14 protein-coding genes are annotated in these 18732 nt (G+C 45.2%); 3 read left to right on the top strand and 11 right to left on the bottom strand.

The genetic code is table 11. The features are described from left to right. Positions 1-97 precede the first annotated feature (97 nt). A complete protein-coding gene (locus AB4323_RS03305; protein ID WP_372151601.1) occupies positions 98-3460 on the bottom strand; it encodes a helix-turn-helix domain-containing protein in 3363 nt (1120 codons plus the stop codon). A gap of 269 nt (positions 3461-3729) precedes the next feature. Beyond that, complete coding sequence (gene znuA / locus AB4323_RS03300; RefSeq protein WP_372151599.1) at positions 3730-4620, bottom strand: zinc ABC transporter substrate-binding protein ZnuA; 891 nt, start codon at positions 4618-4620, stop codon at positions 3730-3732. 83 nt (positions 4621-4703) lie between these two features. On the opposite strand from znuA, the gene znuC reads away from it, so the two are divergent. Together znuC and znuB are read left to right on the top strand one after the other, a co-directional pair. Further along, positions 4704-5483, top strand: coding sequence for a zinc ABC transporter ATP-binding protein ZnuC (znuC, locus tag AB4323_RS03295; protein ID WP_017061943.1), 780 nt, complete (start codon positions 4704-4706; stop codon positions 5481-5483). After that, on the top strand, positions 5483-6268 hold the full coding sequence (gene znuB / locus AB4323_RS03290; protein ID WP_017061944.1) for a zinc ABC transporter permease subunit ZnuB: 786 nt from the start codon (positions 5483-5485) through the stop codon (positions 6266-6268). The genes znuC and znuB overlap by 1 nt, the downstream gene beginning before the upstream one ends. A 113-nt stretch (positions 6269-6381) precedes the next feature. Here the strand turns inward: znuB and sucD are convergent, their stop codons facing one another. The 8 genes from sucD to sdhC all read right to left on the bottom strand — a co-directional run bounded on the left by sucD (position 6382) and on the right by sdhC (position 15997). Further along, a complete protein-coding gene (gene sucD, locus AB4323_RS03285) occupies positions 6382-7254 on the bottom strand; it encodes a succinate--CoA ligase subunit alpha (protein WP_004734209.1) in 873 nt (290 codons plus the stop codon). Then, positions 7254-8420, bottom strand: a complete 1167-nt coding sequence (sucC, locus tag AB4323_RS03280) for an ADP-forming succinate--CoA ligase subunit beta (RefSeq protein ID WP_010436793.1) — start codon at positions 8418-8420, stop codon at positions 7254-7256. Before sucC ends, sucD begins: the two co-directional genes overlap by 1 nt. A gap of 206 nt (positions 8421-8626) precedes the next feature. Next, on the bottom strand, positions 8627-9835 hold the full coding sequence (gene odhB / locus AB4323_RS03275; RefSeq protein ID WP_017056410.1) for a 2-oxoglutarate dehydrogenase complex dihydrolipoyllysine-residue succinyltransferase: 1209 nt from the start codon (positions 9833-9835) through the stop codon (positions 8627-8629). Positions 9836-9856: 21 nt separating this feature from the next. After that, the gene (sucA, locus tag AB4323_RS03270) at positions 9857-12673 is read right to left on the bottom strand and encodes a 2-oxoglutarate dehydrogenase E1 component (RefSeq protein ID WP_017061946.1); all 2817 of its coding nucleotides are present in this window, start codon (positions 12671-12673) and stop codon (positions 9857-9859) included. Between the two features lie 97 nt (positions 12674-12770). Continuing rightward, on the bottom strand, positions 12771-13484 hold the full coding sequence (locus AB4323_RS03265) for a succinate dehydrogenase iron-sulfur subunit (RefSeq protein ID WP_010436773.1): 714 nt from the start codon (positions 13482-13484) through the stop codon (positions 12771-12773). A gap of 12 nt (positions 13485-13496) precedes the next feature. Beyond that, positions 13497-15263, bottom strand: coding sequence for a succinate dehydrogenase flavoprotein subunit (gene sdhA / locus AB4323_RS03260; RefSeq protein WP_048606450.1), 1767 nt, complete (start codon positions 15261-15263; stop codon positions 13497-13499). Beyond that, entirely contained in the window at positions 15264-15611 is a 348-nt protein-coding gene (gene sdhD, locus AB4323_RS03255; protein WP_010436768.1) for a succinate dehydrogenase, hydrophobic membrane anchor protein, read from the bottom strand. Next, complete coding sequence (gene sdhC / locus AB4323_RS03250; RefSeq protein ID WP_017061948.1) at positions 15605-15997, bottom strand: succinate dehydrogenase cytochrome b556 subunit; 393 nt, start codon at positions 15995-15997, stop codon at positions 15605-15607. Before sdhC ends, sdhD begins: the two co-directional genes overlap by 7 nt. 417 nt (positions 15998-16414) lie before the next feature. Between sdhC and AB4323_RS03245 the strand changes: the two genes are divergently transcribed. Further along, positions 16415-17704 (top strand): citrate synthase, encoded by a 1290-nt coding sequence (locus AB4323_RS03245; RefSeq protein WP_017061949.1) that lies wholly within the window; start codon positions 16415-16417, stop codon positions 17702-17704. Positions 17705-17952: 248 nt separating this feature from the next. Here AB4323_RS03245 and AB4323_RS03240 read toward each other — a convergent pair whose 3' ends face one another. Beyond that, a complete protein-coding gene (locus tag AB4323_RS03240; RefSeq protein WP_372058941.1) occupies positions 17953-18711 on the bottom strand; it encodes a Nif3-like dinuclear metal center hexameric protein in 759 nt (252 codons plus the stop codon). Positions 18712-18732 lie beyond the last annotated feature (21 nt).

The raw sequence follows: 18732 nt of genomic DNA, 5'->3' as shown, positions 1-18732 counted from the left end.
TCGTATCTCGTATCTCGTAGAAGCATAAAAAAGCCCCAACACGAATGTCGAGGCTAAAGTATCTTTATTTATGTTCTAGCTGAGTATCCGCTGCGTGCTACTCTTCGTTGTTTTCAGCAAACTTAGATGGTGACATGCCAAAGTGGTGCTTAAACCTTTGACTGAAATAGGAAGGGTCATTGAACCCCGAATCAAACGCCACATCAGAGATCTTCTCTCCAGCGAGTAAGCGCTCACACGCATGCTCTAGACGTACTTCATTCAAGTGCTCTTTGAAGGTCTTGTTGTAAGCCGATTTAAAGCGTCTCTGTAAGCTTCTCTCAGACATAAACAAATACTTAGCGGCAGTTGCAGTACTGAACTCGGCATCAGCGTAGTTTTCACTCACAAGCTGCGACACTCTGCTCTTCCACTCTTGTTCCGCTGTCAGTTTTTGTTGCTCTGGTGTTGAGGCGGCAAGCTTAATGGTTTCAATCTGTTCAATTGTGCTGGCTTCAAGATTGTCGAGTACTTGATACTCAATTGGCCACGAAAGCTGAACCTTATTTTGAGACTCCGAAACAAAGGCATTAAGCTCACCACCGCTCTGATTCATCAATAGCGGCAGCTTTTCGATGTTAAGGTCGGTCGACTTTCCGGTATTGTCACCCATGCTTGATGCCAGTTTAGGGAAAGGCATCCCATGATCTCGAATGGTCACAACAAGATGCTCCTTAACCTCTTCAACCAGAACCACCATACTCTGCGACTTAAAGTTTCTCTTGATGATGCTCGCAACCAAGCTATTGAAGATAATATCGAGATTAAAATACAGCAACGAGACATATCGTTGTTTTGTTTCGACTTTAATATCCAGTTCAATACCGGCTTTGGTTAAGTCATCCTGCCAAGCTTTGAGTACCACCTCTAAGATTAAAATTATATCGTAACAAACTTGCCCTTCTCCTTGAGGCGTATTACTCAATTGAGCTAAGCCATTTTTCAAGGTTAGAATCGGCGACTTCCCGAGCTCGTCATTCCAATTCGGGAGCATCGCAGCAATATGATTCACTTCAGAAGAGAGTTCATTGGCAGTGTGAGACACAAGCGCATTCTTCACGGATAGCTGCTTTTTAAGCTGTTGATTAGTGGCGAGTAATATCCGGCTTTGGTGCCTCAATTGGTCTGTCTTCAGTGCAACTTGCGCTTTTAAGTGCCGGTTGGCAAAAGTGACATAACGCGAACGCCAAAAGACTAAGATAGTCACAACGCCAATCAGTAATATCAGAGAGCTTGCTGCAGCCCAATTGGTCAGATACCAAGGCTCCGCAATCGAGAAGCTTTGATTGGTTGACACAAAGCGATAATGGGAGTCTTTAACCGGCTTCACTTCAAGTGTGTAATCCCCTGGAAGAAGATGATCGAGCGTTAACAAGCCCCCTTCAAACTCACTCCAAGGTTCATCGTCGCTCAGTCGGTATTCCATCGCAGGTGCGAACGTTGCTGGTAAGATACCTAGCTTAAACCCCATCGATGAACCATAAGGAATCTCATCCAGCTCTGCCGTTTTCCCGCCAAGTGATACCGTTTGTTGGTCGACACTTATCTTACTCAACAAGGCACGGCTATGAGGTGTAGTTGATACCAGTAACTCGTTAGATAACGCGCTGACTACACCATACTTTGAGCCGAAAACAAGCCTCGAAGGTTGGCTATCTTGACTGTAAAAAAGAGCACACGCTCCTGCCGCCAGTTCATTGGTGATCAAACCAAATGGCGAACCTATGTGTTTATGCAGTTGCCCATCCAATCCGTAAAAACTGATGCCTTTCGAAGAGCCTAACCAAACACCATTGTCATCGCTTATCAGGCAGTTGGGGCTAATATTGTCTTCAACAAGAGTGATTTCTTGAATAATAGAGCTGTCATCCGGGATTCGATACACGCCATAACTGCTCGCAAACCACTGCGCTCCATCCTTCGCTTTTTCAATATCGACGACTTTGCCAAACCGTTCGCTGGAACGACTAAAGCTAATTCGTTTATCAATGAACGAGTAGAAGCCATGATCCGTTCCTATATAGATGCGACCTAGTAAGCCTACATTGAGAGCGGTGATCTTCGCAGGCAAGAACTTGTCGACTAACCAGTCAGTGCCATAACTCGTCAGTTTCATGGTTTCGATAGATAGCGAATAGAGGTTTTGCCCAGAGGTCATCCAAAGAACGTTATCGGCTTGAAGCGCAAGGTTTTCAACACGCACTCCCTCAATTGGCCTTGGTAAATCAAGGGCTTCGGGTTGTAGTGTTTCCGTATTTAGACTGATGATACCTTGTTCGGTCGCCAACCAAATGGAAGAGCCAAAGATCTCAAAATCATTAACAGGGTTAGAGTAAACACGAATTGGGTTCTCTTCACTTTCAGAATCAACCAAGTAGAGCCCCATTGAAGACGCGACCCAAGATAACTGGTCACTGACAGGCAGTACTTTATTGATCACCACACTACTCGAATGCATGCCCATTCCAGTTAGGGGTGTTCTCGAGAAGGTTTTGCTGAACAGTGAGAAGTATCGGATACCGTTGTTTGTCGCAACCCACACACCACCAGCATGATCGTTTATCAACGAATATATTTTCTCACCCGGTAACGAGAAGTCTTGACTAGCGGCTTGTTCGAATCGAGTAATTTGTCCCGTAATAAAGTTGTAGCTAATAAGGCCGTGCTCTGTACCAATCCAATACTGGTCCGAAGTTTCGGCCAACGAGAGAACATGCGACCCTTTAACGATGGTCTCTTTGTCTGGGTTCGCGAGATCAACAATCACAGCACCATTTAAAGTACCGATCACTAACTCACGTCGAGCATTCGAAAAATAAACCGTCTCAATATGGTTTTTGTCTGATGCGGTGACATGGGTAAACTCTTGATTCTCTGAAAGGTAAACGCCAGAACTGGTCGCTAGCACCCACTTTGATAGTACCCACTCAGCGTCGTTAATCGCAATGTCACTGCTGTTATTGTATCGGTACAGTTTAAGTAGAGAGTAGGTGTTGAATTCTAAAGATTGAGTGTTGTAGGTATAGAAATTACTGCCGTCAGTAACCCAAATATAATCGCCTGATGCACCGATATTCGCTATTTCAGCGCCGGGACTTAGGCTAAACGCCAATTCGTTGCCAATTCCAGGGTTATGTCGATAGACCTCATTGTCGAAAAATGTCCAAAACTCATCGTTCAGAAAGGCGACTCTTTCCGAAGAAAATTGCAGTAAGCTTCCCTTGCGAGGGAATAGAGTTCGACCATCGTAAAAGAGTACTTTTCCATGCACATCATGAACCCAGAGCCCACCTCCGGCACCTAAATACAAGTTTTTAGCCGCAAGGAAATTCCCTTGCGCTTGAGCGGGCAAAGGATAGAAAACGGAGGGCGAGGTATTTACCGCTAGAACGCTAAATGAAATGCTCATTAACATGAACATTTTGAAGATAATTCGATACAACTCTTAATCCTGAACAGCAACAACACATGAAATTTTGGGTACCACAACGTCTTATCGTTGCTAAACCAAAAACTGAGTTTTTTTGTGCTTATTATTATCTTTCCATTTTAGCGGAAATTAGAAAAGGAGAAAGGAGGTTTGTTATTTGTTAGGAGGTTTTATCTTAGCGGTCACGAAAATGCCGCAAAAAGCGGCATGATTCATAAATTAACGAGAGCAAAGTAGAGTAAAGAATACTCGTTTATGACTTACTTCTCGTCTAAGCAACTTGTATAGCTATCTGTAAGTTGCTGAAGAAAATCGAAATAGCTTCCACTCTTCACTTCAACTGTTGAACCGATAGGGTCAAGCTGACCTTGTTTTGCGTTACTTCCGCGCGTCACTGATTCAATCACAGCAGGAGTGAATTGAGGCTCAGAAAACACACATTGAACGTTTTCACGTACTATCGTTTTCTTAATAGCGATCAGGCTTTTTGCACCCGGCTTACGCTCTGGGCTCACCGTAAAGTGACCTAAGTTATTTAGCTCAAACTCTTGCTCAAAGTAACCATACGCGTCATGAAAAACGTAGTAACCTTTGTCTTTCACGGGTGCAAGTTGCTCTCGAATAGACTGTTGCTTCTCTTTCAATGCAATCAGGAATGAATCGAGATTCTCTTGGTACGCCATTGCGTTGTCTGGGTCAGTTTCAATTAGCTTGTCTGAGATGTATTTCGCGGCAACTTCAACCTGATCGATCCCCAACCAAAAATGCGGGTCATGGCTGCCGTGGTGGTGGCCTTCGTGTGCATCATGGTCATGCTCTTCGTGTCCATAAGCGCGTAAGTTGATGCCAGGGATTTTAGCGATTTCGATAACGTTATCGTTCGACTCAATCACCTTGGTCAGAAACGCTTCTAAGTCTGGACCAAACCAAACAACCATATCTGCACTATGAACTTTTTTGACATCTGATGGTTTGAGCGCATAATCGTGCGGCGAAGCATTGCTGTTCATCAACACTTCCGGTTCACTAACACCTTGCGTTAGTTCTGTCACAATCATTTGAATTGGTTTGAAGCTTGTTAGAATAGTATTGGCACTTGCAACACTTGGCGCTAAAAGCAAAGTAGCAAGTATAAAAGATGAACGTGACATAATCCCTCGATAATAGAAAAGTAGCTTAGGCTTGAGGTAAATGTTACATTATAACATTAGCGAATTGCAAATGAGTTCTATTCATGGATAACTTAATCCAACTAGATTCTGTGAGCGTCGAATTTGACGGTCGAAAAGTTCTAGACAACATCTCTCTAAATTTAGAGCGCGGCAGAATCACCACCCTGATTGGGCCAAACGGTGCAGGAAAGTCGACATTAGTAAAAGTGGTACTGGGTTTACAGACCAAATTTTCAGGCACAATAACAAAAGCTAAAAAACTGAAAATTGGCTATGTACCACAAAAATTAAAGCTCAATGATTCCCTACCGCTCAACGTAGAGCGTTTTCTAAAACTCACTGGCAATTTCAGTCAGCAAGAGATCCTTGAAGCATTGAAGCTTGTTGGTGCTGAACATCTGCAGAAGAGTAACATGCACCAGCTATCTGGCGGAGAAAACCAACGTGTGCTCATTGCTCGTTCATTGCTAAGAAGACCAGATCTACTGGTTCTCGATGAACCGGCTCAAGGCGTCGACGTTCAAGGGCAAATAGACCTGTATGACTTGATTGACACCATTCGCCACCGCTTTGGTTGTGCCGTATTTATGGTTTCACACGATCTGCATTTAGTGATGGCAAAAACAGACGATGTTATCTGTTTACACCACCACATCTGTTGCTCAGGCGCACCTGCAGACATCAAACACCATCCTTCGTATATTGCGCTCTTTGGCACCGCGACCCAAGAGACGCTAGCGTTTTATCATCACCAACACGAACATCACCATCATGATCTCGCAGGCCAGCCTGTCGAAGGCGACGTGCATGAATGTTCAAACCATAAACACGGACACCACTAATGCTTGAGTTTCTTCTTCCCTCTATTTTGGCGGGTTTGGGTATTGCACTAATTGCAGGCCCACTAGGTTCATTCGTGGTGTGGCGTAAGATGGCTTACTTTGGTGACACGCTTGCTCACGCTTCTTTGATGGGCTTAGCACTTGGCTTTCTGTTCAACATTAACTTGTATTTCGCGCTGCTGATTTGTTGTTTGATGCTGGCCGTGTTGCTAGTGACTTTACAAAAACAAAAGCTGGTCGCGACCGATACCCTACTCGGTATTTTGGCGCACAGTGCGCTATCACTTGGTTTGGTTGCTGTCAGTTTCTTAGATAACGTTCGTGTTGACCTAATGAGCTACCTATTTGGTGACTTGCTGGCAGTATCTCCAACGGATTTAGTGTTCATCTATGCGGGTGCTGCTGTGATTGGATTAGTACTTGCTATCTTTTGGCGACCACTACTATCAACGACGGTTAACGAAGATCTCGCGGCGGTTGATGGCATCAACATTGATTTAATGCGTCTGATTCTGATGCTATTGGTCGGTATCGTGATTGCTGTCGGTATGAAGTTTGTTGGTGCGTTAATCATGACATCGCTACTGATTATTCCTGCAGCAACGGCAAGGAAGTTCTCGAGCACACCTGAGCAGATGGCCTTCCTTGCATCAATTATTGGCTCTATCGCTGTATTCGGTGGATTAAGCTTGTCTTGGTTCTATGATACGCCTGCTGGCCCGTCTGTGGTTATCAGTGCGGCAGCAATGTTTATGCTATCTCAAATGGTTAGAAGTCGAGCTTAGCACTTAGCAGTACGATCTCGTATCTCGAAAACATAAAAAAGGCTTGGTCAGTGACCAAGCCTTTTTAATATCGTTTCAATTAACTTCTATCTCAATCGATAAAAGCCAGCTGATTACCAACCCGTGATTTCACGTAGGCCTTTACCGATGTCAGCAAGAGACTTAACAGTCTTAACGCCTGCTGCTTCTAGTGCTGCGAATTTATCTTCAGCAGTACCTTTACCGCCAGAGATGATTGCGCCTGCGTGGCCCATACGCTTGCCCGGAGGAGCAGTAACACCAGCGATGTAAGATACAACTGGCTTAGTTACGTTTGCTTTGATGAACTCAGCCGCTTCTTCTTCCGCAGTACCACCGATTTCACCAATCATTACGATTGCTTCAGTTTCTGGGTCTTCTTGGAAAAGTTTTAGGATATCAATGAAGTTTGAACCTGGGATAGGGTCACCACCGATACCAACACATGTAGACTGACCAAAGCCTTCATCTGTTGTTTGCTTAACTGCTTCGTACGTCAGAGTACCGCTGCGAGATACTATGCCTACTTTACCCTTCTTGTGGATGTGACCAGGCATGATACCAATCTTACACTCGTCTGGAGTGATAAGACCTGGACAGTTAGGACCGATCATGCGAACGCCAGTTTCTTCTAGCTTCACTTTAACGTCGATCATATCTGTTGTAGGGATACCTTCAGTGATCGTTACGATCAGTTCGATACCTGCATCAATCGCTTCTAGGATTGCATCTTTACAGAAAGGAGCTGGTACGTAGATAACTGTTGCTGTTGCGCCAGTTACTTCTACCGCTTCACGTACTGTGTTGAATACTGGAAGGCCTAGGTGAGTTTGACCACCTTTACCAGGTGAAACACCACCAACCATTTGCGTACCGTATGCGATAGCTTGGTCTGAGTGGAATGTACCTTGACCGCCAGTGAAACCCTGACAGATTACTTTAGTGTCTTTGTTAATTAATACAGACATTATTTAGCCTCCGCAGCAGCAACAACTTTCTGAGCAGCATCTGTTAGAGATTCAGCTGCAATGATATCAACATCAGAATTAGCAAGTACTTCGCGACCTAGGTCTGCGTTTGTACCTTCTAGACGAACAACTACAGGAACTGTTACGCCGACTTCTTTGACTGCACCGATAATACCTTCAGCGATCATGTCACAACGAACGATGCCACCGAAAATGTTTACGAGTACTGCTTTAACATTGTCATCAGAAAGGATGATCTTGAATGCTTCAGCTACACGTTCTTTTGTCGCGCCACCGCCTACATCAAGGAAGTTTGCTGGCTTGCCGCCGTGTAGGTTTACGATATCCATCGTACCCATCGCAAGGCCTGCACCGTTAACCATACAGCCAACGTTACCATCTAGTGCTACGTAGTTCAGTTCCCACTGTGCTGCGTGTGCTTCGCGCTCATCTTCTTGAGATGGATCGTGCATTTCACGTAGTTTAGGCTGACGGTACATCGCGTTTGAGTCGATGTTGATCTTGCCGTCTAGACAAAGCAGGTTGCCTTCGCCAGTAATGACAAGCGGGTTGATTTCTAGTAGAGCTAGGTCGTACTGAGAGAACATTTGGCCAAGACCCATGAAGATCTTAACGAACTGTTTGATTTGATCGCCAACTAGACCAAGTTTGAACGCCAGTTCACGGCCTTGGTAAGCTTGAGGGCCTACTAGAGGATCGATCGCTGATTGGTGAATCAACTCTGGAGTTTCTTCAGCGATTTTCTCAATGTCCACACCGCCTTCAGTTGACGCCATGAATACAATTTTACGCGTTGCGCGGTCAACAACAGCACCTAGGTAAAGTTCGTTAGCAATGTTTGATGCTTCTTCAACTAGGATCTTAGTTACAGGCTGACCATTAGCGTCTGTTTGGTAAGTCACTAGGTTTTTACCTAGCCACTTTTGTGCAAACTCTTTAACGCCTTCTTTGGTGTCATGTAGCTCTACGCCGCCCGCTTTACCGCGGCCACCAGCGTGTACTTGACACTTAACGACTTTCTTGGCTGTACTGATACGACCTGCAGCTTCGAAAGCTTCTTGTGCAGTATCACATGCGAAACCTTCTGGTACAGGCAAACCGAATTCTGCAAACAGCTGTTTGGCTTGGTATTCATGCAAATTCATTTTGATATTCCGTTTATTTTCCCTTAAGGGATTATTATTTCCATAACGACACAGTTTCCTGTGTTACGTCTGTAGGGTCTTCTCAAAACAACTGCTGTCCATTTTCTAATGGCTTTACAGTTCAATTGAAGGCCAGACGTTGAGCAGCCTAGCCTTTGAAACTTTTTACGTCTAGCTAACGGGGTTAACTAGACGTTTTAGCGATACTAAACGTCTAATAGCAGACGTGCAGGATCTTCTAGAAGCTCTTTGATGGTCACTAGGAAGCCAACTGATTCACGGCCATCGATTAGACGGTGGTCGTAAGAAAGCGCTAGGTACATCATTGGTAGAATCTCTACCTTGCCATCAACAGCCATTGGACGGTCTTGGATTTTGTGCATACCCAAAATTGCCGCTTGAGGCGGGTTGATGATTGGCGTAGACATTAGAGAACCAAATACACCACCGTTTGTGATAGTGAAGTTGCCGCCCATCAGTTCATCAACCGTTAGCTTGCCGTCACGACCTTTGATTGCTAGCTCTTTGATGCCTTTTTCGATATCAGCGAAACCTAGTGTGTCACAGTCTTTGAGTACTGGAGTCACTAGACCACGTGGCGTAGATACCGCCATGCTGATGTCGAAGTAGTTGTGGTAAACGATATCTGTACCATCAATAGAAGCGTTCACTTCTGGGAAACGCTTCAGTGCTTCTGTTACTGCTTTCACGTAGAAAGACATGAAGCCAAGACGCGTATCGTGACGTTTCTCGAATTGGTCTTTGTACTGCTTACGAAGGTCCATGATTGGCTTCATGTTCACTTCGTTGAAAGTAGTCAGCATTGCTGTGCTGTTTTTCGCTTCTAGAAGACGGTTTGCAACTGTCTTACGCAGGCGAGTCATAGGCACGCGTTTTTGGCTGCGAGCCGCTGCTGGCGCTTCAACTGCTGGTGCAGATGCTGCTGCCGGAGCCGCTTTCGCTGCTGCTAGGTGTGCGTCGATGTCTTCACGAGTAATACGACCACCAACACCAGTGCCTTTAACGTCAGCTGGTTGTAGGTTGTGCTCAGCAAGCAGGCGACGAACAGCTGGGCTTAGTGCGTCGTTGTTCTCTTCTGTTAGCGCAGCTTTATGGCGCTTATCAGGAGATGCTTCTGTATCTTCAGTGGTGTCTTTCGTTGGTTCACCAGCGACAGCACCCGGCTTGATTTTAGCCAAAAGCTGCTTAGAAAGTACCGTAGCACCCTCTTCTTCGATGATAGCTTCCAGAACACCCGCTTCAGGAGCCGGTACTTCTAGAACTACTTTATCTGTTTCGATATCTACAATGACTTCATCACGTGCAACCGCTTCGCCCGGTTTTTTGTGCCAAGTAGCAACTGTTGCATCAGCCACAGATTCAGGTAAATCTGGAACCAGAATTTCAATTGTCATGTGCGTATTTTCCTTTTACTTCTAGTTCTTAAGTAGGGTCAAAGCGTCGTCAACTAACGCTTTTTGTTGTTTCAAGTGTACTGACATATAGCCAACAGCTGGTGATGCTGATGCAGGACGACCTGCGTATTGAATATCAGCACCTACTGGGATAGCAGCTCGGAAATTATGTTGGCTACTGTACCAAGCACCTTGGTTTTGTGGCTCTTCTTGACACCAAACGTAATCGACTACATTTGTGTATTGTGCGATGGCAGCTCTCACGTCCTCATAAGGGAAAGGGTAAAGTTGCTCAATACGTACAATAGCGACATCGTCTTGCTCGTTCTTACGTCTTTGGTCAAGCAGGTCAAAGTAAACCTTACCTGAACAGAACACGACGCGTTTTACGTTCTCAGGAGCCAGATCATCAATTTCTGCGATAGCTGGTTGGAACGTGCCTTCTGCCAAATCTTCAAGAGAAGAAGTACACAGAGGGTGACGAAGCAATGACTTAGGTGACATTACAATCAGTGGACGACGCATTGGTCGAACAACCTGACGGCGAATCATGTGGTAAACCTGTGCCGGTGTTGAAGGAACAACAACCTGCATGTTTTGTTCAGCACATAACTGAAGGTAACGCTCAAGACGTGCAGAAGAGTGCTCTGGGCCTTGGCCTTCATAACCGTGAGGAAGCAGCATAGTTAGACCACATAGACGTGCCCACTTTTGCTCACCTGATGAAATGAATTGGTCGATAACAACTTGTGCACCGTTTGCGAAGTCACCAAATTGAGCTTCCCAAAGGGTTAGACCGCTTGGCTCTGCTGTCGCGTAACCATACTCAAATGCGAGTACCGCTTCTTCAGATAACACAGAGTCAAACACTTGGAATGGCCCTTGTTTATCATGAATGTTCGCAAGAGGAACATACGTGCTTGCATCTGATTGATTGTGCAGTACTGAATGACGGTGGAAGAACGTACCACGACCTGAATCTTGGCCTGAGATACGAATACGCTTACCGTCGTCAACAAGTGTTGCGTATGCCAGAGTTTCAGCCATACCCCAATCGACTTGTTTCTCACCATTCACCATGGCAGTACGATCGTTGTACAGTTTATTTACTCGGCTTTGCAGCTTGTGGCTGTCCGGGTATTGACAAAGTTTGGTACCAAGCTCTTTCAGGCGCTCGATATCAATCTTGTTATCCCACTCGATGTTCCAGTCGTGACCTAGGTAAGGAGACCAGTCTACTGAGTGAAGTGCCATTGGACGCCACTCTTTAACCACAACTTCACCGTGATCAAGTGCATCACGATATTCGTTAACTAGCTGAGTTGCTGTATCAATACCAAACTCACCGCGCTCCATTAGCACGTCAGCGTAAAGCTTACGTGGTGTTGGGTGCTTCTTGATTTTTTGGTACATCAAAGGCTGTGTTGCATTCGGCTCATCGGCTTCATTGTGACCGTGGCGACGGTAACAAACCAAATCAATAACAACATCACGCTTAAACGTATTACGGTAATCCAATGCAAGACGCGCAACAAACGCAACCGCTTCTGGATCATCAGAGTTAACGTGGAAAATCGGAGCCTGAACCATCTTCGCGATATCGGTACAGTACATCGTAGAGCGTGTATCGCGAGGGTTAGACGTTGTAAAACCAACTTGGTTGTTTACAACGATACGAACTGTACCACCTACACAGAAACCACGAGCTTGAGACATGTTAAACGTCTCTTGTACTACACCCTGACCAGCGATAGCTGAGTCACCGTGGATAGTAATTGGAAGTACACGGCTACCATCATTATCACCAAGGCGATCTTGACGTGCACGTACTGAACCGATAACTACCGGGTTTACGATTTCTAAGTGAGATGGGTTAAATGCTAGTGCTAAGTGAACGTTGCCGCCTGGCGTTGCGAAGTCCGCAGAGAAGCCTTGGTGGTATTTCACATCACCAGTACCCCACGTGTCATCGTGCTTGCCCGCAAACTCGTCAAACAGGTCTTGTGGCTTTTTACCAAGCACGTTGACCAACATGTTTAGACGACCACGGTGAGCCATACCAACAACAACTTCACGCATGCCTTGTCCGCCAGCATGACGAATAATTTCTTTCGTCATTGGGATAAGAGCATCACCACCTTCCAACGAGAAGCGTTTTGCGCCTGGGAATTTCGCACCAAGATAGCGCTCAAGACCTTCAGCAGCAGTTAGCTCTTCTAGGAAAGCTTGCTTTTCTTCTTTGTTGAAAGAGGGTTGACCAGATACAGACTCTAAACGTTGTTGGATCCAACGCTTTTGCTCTGTATTTGTCATGTGCATGTATTCAGCACCAATAGAGCCACAATACGTTTGCTTTAGAGATTTGTAGAGATCTTTAAGCACCATCGTCTCTTGGCCAATGGCGTAAGAGCCGACGTTGAACGTCTCATTGAGGTCATCTTCGGTAAGAGTGTGGAAAGAAGGGTCCAGTTCATCAACTGTCGCTCTTTTCCATAAACCTAGGGGGTCTAGATTTGCTGCTTGATGCCCTCGGAATCGATAGGCATTAATAAGTTGCAGAACCTTTACTTGTTTCGCATCGACATCTGGATCACTAACTTGGACACTGTAATGCTTTGTTTCTTGAGCGAGTCGACGGAAGTATTCACGAACACGAGAGTGTGGTTGTTCCACTGTCTCTGAAGCTTGCACAGGCAGTTCTTCAAAAACACTTCTCCATTCGTCACTTACCGAATCTGGGTCACTTAGATACAGTTCATAGAGTTCTTCTACGTACGTTGCATTGGCGCCAGCCAAGTGTGAAGACTCGAGCCATGCCTTCATCACGCCGTTGTGCATATTTTCCCTTAACCAGTAGTTTTCACGTTTGCTGCGGTCTATGCCGAGCTATTAAAAGGCCGCCCCAAAACTTCTAGGGCGGCAATTTTTATATAACTTAAACCGAACGATTCACTAGCATGGTCTTGATGTGACCAATAGCTTTCGTCGGATTTAATCCCTTAGGACAAACACTTACACAATTCATGATGCCATGGCAACGAAAAACGCTAAATGCATCATCAAGATCGGACAAACGTTCGTCTGTCGCTGTATCTCGGCTATCAATTAGCCAACGGTACGCTGCAAGCAGGCCTGCTGGTCCGATGAATTTGTCAGGGTTCCACCAGAATGATGGGCATGACGTTGTACAACATGCACACATGATACATTCGTACAATCCATCTAAATGAGCACGCTCATCAGGGCTTTGTAAGTTTTCACGAGCCGGTGGCACATTGCCATCAGACACTAAGAATGGCTTCACTTTTTCGTAGTTATCGTAGAACTGAGTCATGTCTACAATCAGGTCACGAACAACGGGTAAGCCAGGCAGTGGGCGAATCACAATCTTGTCTTGGCCCGAAAGCGCAGACAATGGCGTGATACACGCTAGGCCATTTTTACCGTTCATGTTCAAACCATCCGAGCCACATACACCTTCACGGCATGAGCGACGGAATGAGATTGTTGGATCTTGCTCTTTCAACAGAATAAGCGCATCCAAAAGCATCATGTCTGAACCTTCATCCACTTCTAGAGTGTATTCCTTCATATAAGGTTTCTGGTCGACATCTGGATTGTAACGATATAAAGAGAAATTCAGTTTCATGGTCATATCTCCTTAGTACGTACGTGCTTTTGGTGGGAACGCTTCACGATGGATAGGTTCCATGTTTACACCACGCTTAGTCATGCTCTCTGACTCTGGGTTGTAAAGTGAGTGGCATAGCCATTGCTCATCATCACGGTCAGGGAAATCGAATCGAGCGTGTGCGCCACGGCTCTCTGTACGGAAATTTGCAGCAACAGCCGTTGCGAATGCCGTTTCCATCAAGTTTTCAAGCTCTAGACACTCGATACGTTGAGTGTTGAACTCTGTAGACTTATCAGATAGGTGTGCATTTTTCAGACGCTCGCGAATCGCTTTTAGCTCTTCTAGGCCTTCAGCCATTGCTTTGCCTTCACGGAATACTGAGAAGTTGTTCTGCATACATTGCTGAAGATCTTTACGGATTTGCGCTGGATCTTCGCCGTCTGTGCTGTTTTCCCAACGGTTGTAACGCTCTAGTGAACGCTCAATGTCAGCTTCAGTTGCAGGTTTCGCTTCGTCTTGCTTCTTCAGTGTCTCACCTAGGTGTAGACCTGTCGCACGACCAAATACCACCAAATCAAGCAGTGAGTTACCACCTAGACGGTTGGCACCATGTACTGATACTGATGCGATTTCACCACAAGCAAAGAGACCTTGGATTTCAACATCGCTGCCGTCTTCGGTTTGCTTAATAGCTTGACCAGAAACTTGTGTTGGAACACCACCCATCATGTAGTGACATGTCGGGATTACTGGGATTGGCTCTTTCACTGGATCAACGTGAGCAAAGGTACGAGAAAGTTCACATACACCAGGAAGACGAGATTCAAGCGTCTCTTTACCTAAGTGATCAAGCTTAAGCTTAATATGTGGACCCCAAGGGCCATCGCAACCACGACCTTCACGAATTTCAACCATCATTGAACGAGCAACAACATCACGACCCGCTAAGTCTTTAGCGTTTGGTGCGTAACGTTCCATGAAGCGTTCGCCGTCTTTATTGAGAAGGTAACCACCTTCACCACGACAACCTTCCGTTACCAATACACCTGCACCAGCGATACCCGTTGGGTGGAACTGCCACATTTCGATGTCTTGCATAGGAACGCCAGCACGAATCGCCATACCAACACCGTCACCAGTATTAATATGTGCATTGGTTGTTGATGCGTAGATACGACCAGCACCTCCGGTAGCAAGGATTGTTGCCTTCGCTTTGAAGTAGCAAACCTCACCGGTTTCCATGCAAAGCGCAGTAGTACCTAAGATTGCACCATCTTCGTTCTTAACAAGATCCAGTGCATACCACTCAGAGAAAACAGTCGTTTTGTGTTTAATGTTTTGTTGGTAAAGCGTGTGAAGCAGAGCGTGACCAGTACGGTCGGCTGCAGCTGCGGTACGAGCCGCTTGCTCACCACCAAAGTTTTTAGATTGACCACCGAAAGGACGCTGGTAAATAGTACCGTTCTCAAAACGAGAGAAAGGTAGGCCCATTTTTTCGAGTTCGATTACCGACTCAGGACCGTTTTTACACATGTATTCGATAGCGTCTTGATCACCGATGTAATCAGAACCTTTTACTGTGTCATACATATGTTGTTCCCAATGGTCTTCATGCGCGTTACCAAGAGCAACAGTGATGCCGCCTTGCGCTGAAACCGTATGAGAACGAGTAGGGAAAACTTTAGAAAGCAATGCACAAGAAAGGCCTTGCTCAGAAATTTGCAGTGCGGCACGCATACCTGCACCACCAGCGCCGATAACTACGGCATCAAACTCACGAACAGGAATAGTCACTTACGCACCCCACAAAATAAACAGACCAGAGAAGAAATATCCAAGAAGAACTGCAACAACACCGACTTGAAGACCAACACGCAGTTTTGCGCATTTGATGTAGTCAGTTAGTACTTGCCATAGGCCGATCCACGCGTGAACCAAAACAGAAGTAAGCGCTAACATGGTGAAGACTTTAGTGAAGGTTCCACCAAAGAATTGCGTCCAAGATGCGTAAGAGATATCACCAGAGAAAGCACAGAAGCTAACTAGGTAGATAGTGTAAAGCGTCATAATGATGGCAGTTGCACGAATCAATAGATAATCGTGGACACCATTACGACCAAAAGTAGAAACGTTGTTTACCATACTAAGATCCCCGCTAGTAGAGACAATACCGCTGTTGCTGCGAATGCAACCTTAGCGCTCTTAGCGCCAGATTCCAGCTCTTCAAAGTGACCAAGGTCCATAAGAAGGTGACGAATACCACCAGCAATGTGGTAAGCCAAAGCGGTTAAAATGCCCCACAGAATAAACTTCACGAAGAAACCATCGACAATGTCGCTAGCTTCGGCAAAGCCTACTGGGGATGAGAGGGAAATGGATAGTAACCAAAGCAGAATTCCAATCGCGACAAAAGTTATCACCCCAGACACACGGTGTAGGATGGAAGCTATTGCTGTGATTGGAAAGTGGATGGTCTGTAAATCTAAATTAACAGGTCTTGTCTTTCTTTCTTTCACGGGCTTGCTCACTCAGCTCCATTGAGCATTATGGTCATTAAATAACCTTATGATATTGTTATGGACAAAATTTGATTGTAAACCTTCAAAATTTAACATTAACTTAACAAATAACTGAAGTTGAGCCTTAGATAATTGTAAAATAATTGTTAACTGCTCGATTAAGAAAGACACCTCACATTTCTTCTTAGCCTTGCATTTATAAGGTTTTAACCAAACTTTTCAGCGTCACTATACGACTGGCAACATTCTAATACAATTGATGTAACAAATAATGCTACACAGACCAGATTTTTAACGAATTTAATGTAAAAAACACTAACAAGTGCACACAAAGCTTCAGAAAAATTGACTTTCCCACGTAAGACCAGTAAAAAAATGGCACATAAACATCCTGGACGGATTAAATAATAAACAAAGGAGATTGTTATGGCGGATAAGAAAGCTACCCTTCACATTGAAGGTCAAGCGCCAATCGAGCTGCCGATTACAGAAGGTGTACTTGGTACTCCAGTGATCGATGTTCGTACACTAGGTTCTAATGGTTTTTTCACTTTTGACCCTGGTTTTCTTGCCACTGCATCCTGTGAGTCTCAAATCACTTTTATTGACGGTGGAAAAGGCATTCTTTTACATCGTGGTTATCCAATCGACCAACTTGCCAATAACGCTGATTACTTAGAAGTATGTTACATACTTCTTTACGGTGAAGCCCCATCTCGAGCTGAGTACGAAAAGTTCAAGACTACCGTGACACGTCACACTATGGTGCACGAGCAAATCGCTAGTTTCTTCCACGGCTTCCGTCGTGACGCTCACCCTATGGCTGTAATGTGTGGTGTTGTAGGCGCTCTAGCGGCGTTCTACCACGACTCACTTGATGTCAACAACGATACACACCGTGAAATTGCGGCATACCGCCTGATTTCAAAAATGCCAACACTGGCTGCAATGTGTTACAAATATTCAATCGGTCAGCCGTTTATCTACCCACGTAACGACCTAGGCTACGCAGAAAACTTCTTACACATGATGTTTGCAAACCCATGTGAAGAGTATGAAGTGAACCCTATCGTTGCTCGTGCAATGGATAAGATTTTCACTCTACATGCTGACCACGAACAGAACGCTTCTACGTCTACAGTGCGTCTTGCTGGTTCATCTGGTGCTAACCCGTTTGCGTGTATCGCAGCAGGTATCGCATCACTTTGGGGCCCAGCTCACGGCGGTGCAAACGAAGCTTGTCTGCGCATGCTTGAAGAGATCGGTAGCGTAGATAACATTGAAGAATACGTTGCGAAAGCAAAAGACAAAGATGACCCATTCCGTTTGATGGGCTTCGGTCACCGTGTTTACAAGAACTACGACCCACGTGCAACAGTAATGCGCGAAGCGTGTCACGAAGTGCTTAAAGAGCTAAACATCCAAGATCCACTACTAGACGTAGCGATGGAACTTGAGCGTATCGCTCTTTCTGATGAGTACTTTGTTTCTAAGAAGCTATACCCGAACGTAGATTTCTACTCAGGTATCATTCTGAAAGCAATCGGTATTCCAGTATCTATGTTTACAGTAATCTTCGCGATGTCTCGTACCATCGGTTGGATTGCTCACTGGAACGAAATGCACAGCGATCCGACGAACCGTATCGGTCGTCCTCGTCAGCTATATACTGGTGAAGAACAACGTGACTTTAAAGCACTTCACGAACGTGAATAGTTGCTATAAATCATAATGTTAAAAGGGGTTGATGTGAGAACATCAACCCCTTTTCTTTTGTACGCTCTCAACCCCGTCATCCTCAAGAATGCGAAGTGAACGAATAAAATAATATCGTCATCCCCAAGAACGAGGGACGAATGAGTTGGGGATCTCCTTAAGCGAGCAGATAAACTATACAGGTTACCTGCTCAATTCTAGAGAACGACGCATACACTCGACTCGTACCCCTTATCTCGCATCTGCTCTTAAACTGGGTTATCGATATCGATAAACTCAACATCCAAGCAGTGCTCTTTTGCTAACCACTCACCTAGTGCCTTCACGCCGTAGCGTTCTGTCGCATGGTGACCTGCAGCAAAATAATGGATGTCTTGCTCGCGGGCCGAGTAAGTTGTGCGCTCAGAAATTTCACCAGAAATAAAAGCATCAATGCCTTGAGAAGCCGCTAGCTCAATGTAGTCTTGACCACCACCAGTACACCAACCTACCGTTTCAATCATTTTATCTGCGTTTTCAGGAGCAATATGTAGCGGCTTACGATTCAGTACTTGATCAATTTTTGCCGCAAACTCAGCACCGGTCATCGGTGTCTTTAATCTACCAAACATAGCAACCGATTGTGGGTGCCCTTCCAAGCCACCTTCTACTTCAATATCAAGCAGTTCAGCGAGTTTGGCGTTGTTACCAAGTTCAGGATGGATATCGAGAGGTAAGTGATAACCCAAAAGGTTGATGTCATTTTTAATTAGGGTACGAATACGCTTGCCCTTCATGCCACGAATCGCTTCTGACTCGCCTTTCCAGAAAAAGCCGTGATGGACTAACAAAGCGTCTGCGTTCAGTTCTACCGCTTTATCAATCAAGGCTTGAGAAGCTGTTACACCAGTAACGATTCGCTTCACTTCTGTCGCGCCTTCAACTTGAAGACCATTAGGACAGTAATCTTTAATCTGCTGTGGCTGCAGTTTTTCGTTAAGTAGCTTTTCTAATTGTAAGTTATTCATTTTTATTTCCAGCTTACCTTT

The organism is Vibrio sp. 10N.261.52.C11, assembly GCF_041471405.1.
Classification (GTDB): domain Bacteria; phylum Pseudomonadota; class Gammaproteobacteria; order Enterobacterales; family Vibrionaceae; genus Vibrio; species Vibrio crassostreae_C.
The sequence above is the reverse complement of the archived record's forward strand: the minus strand, read 5'-3'. Positions and strand labels throughout refer to the sequence as shown.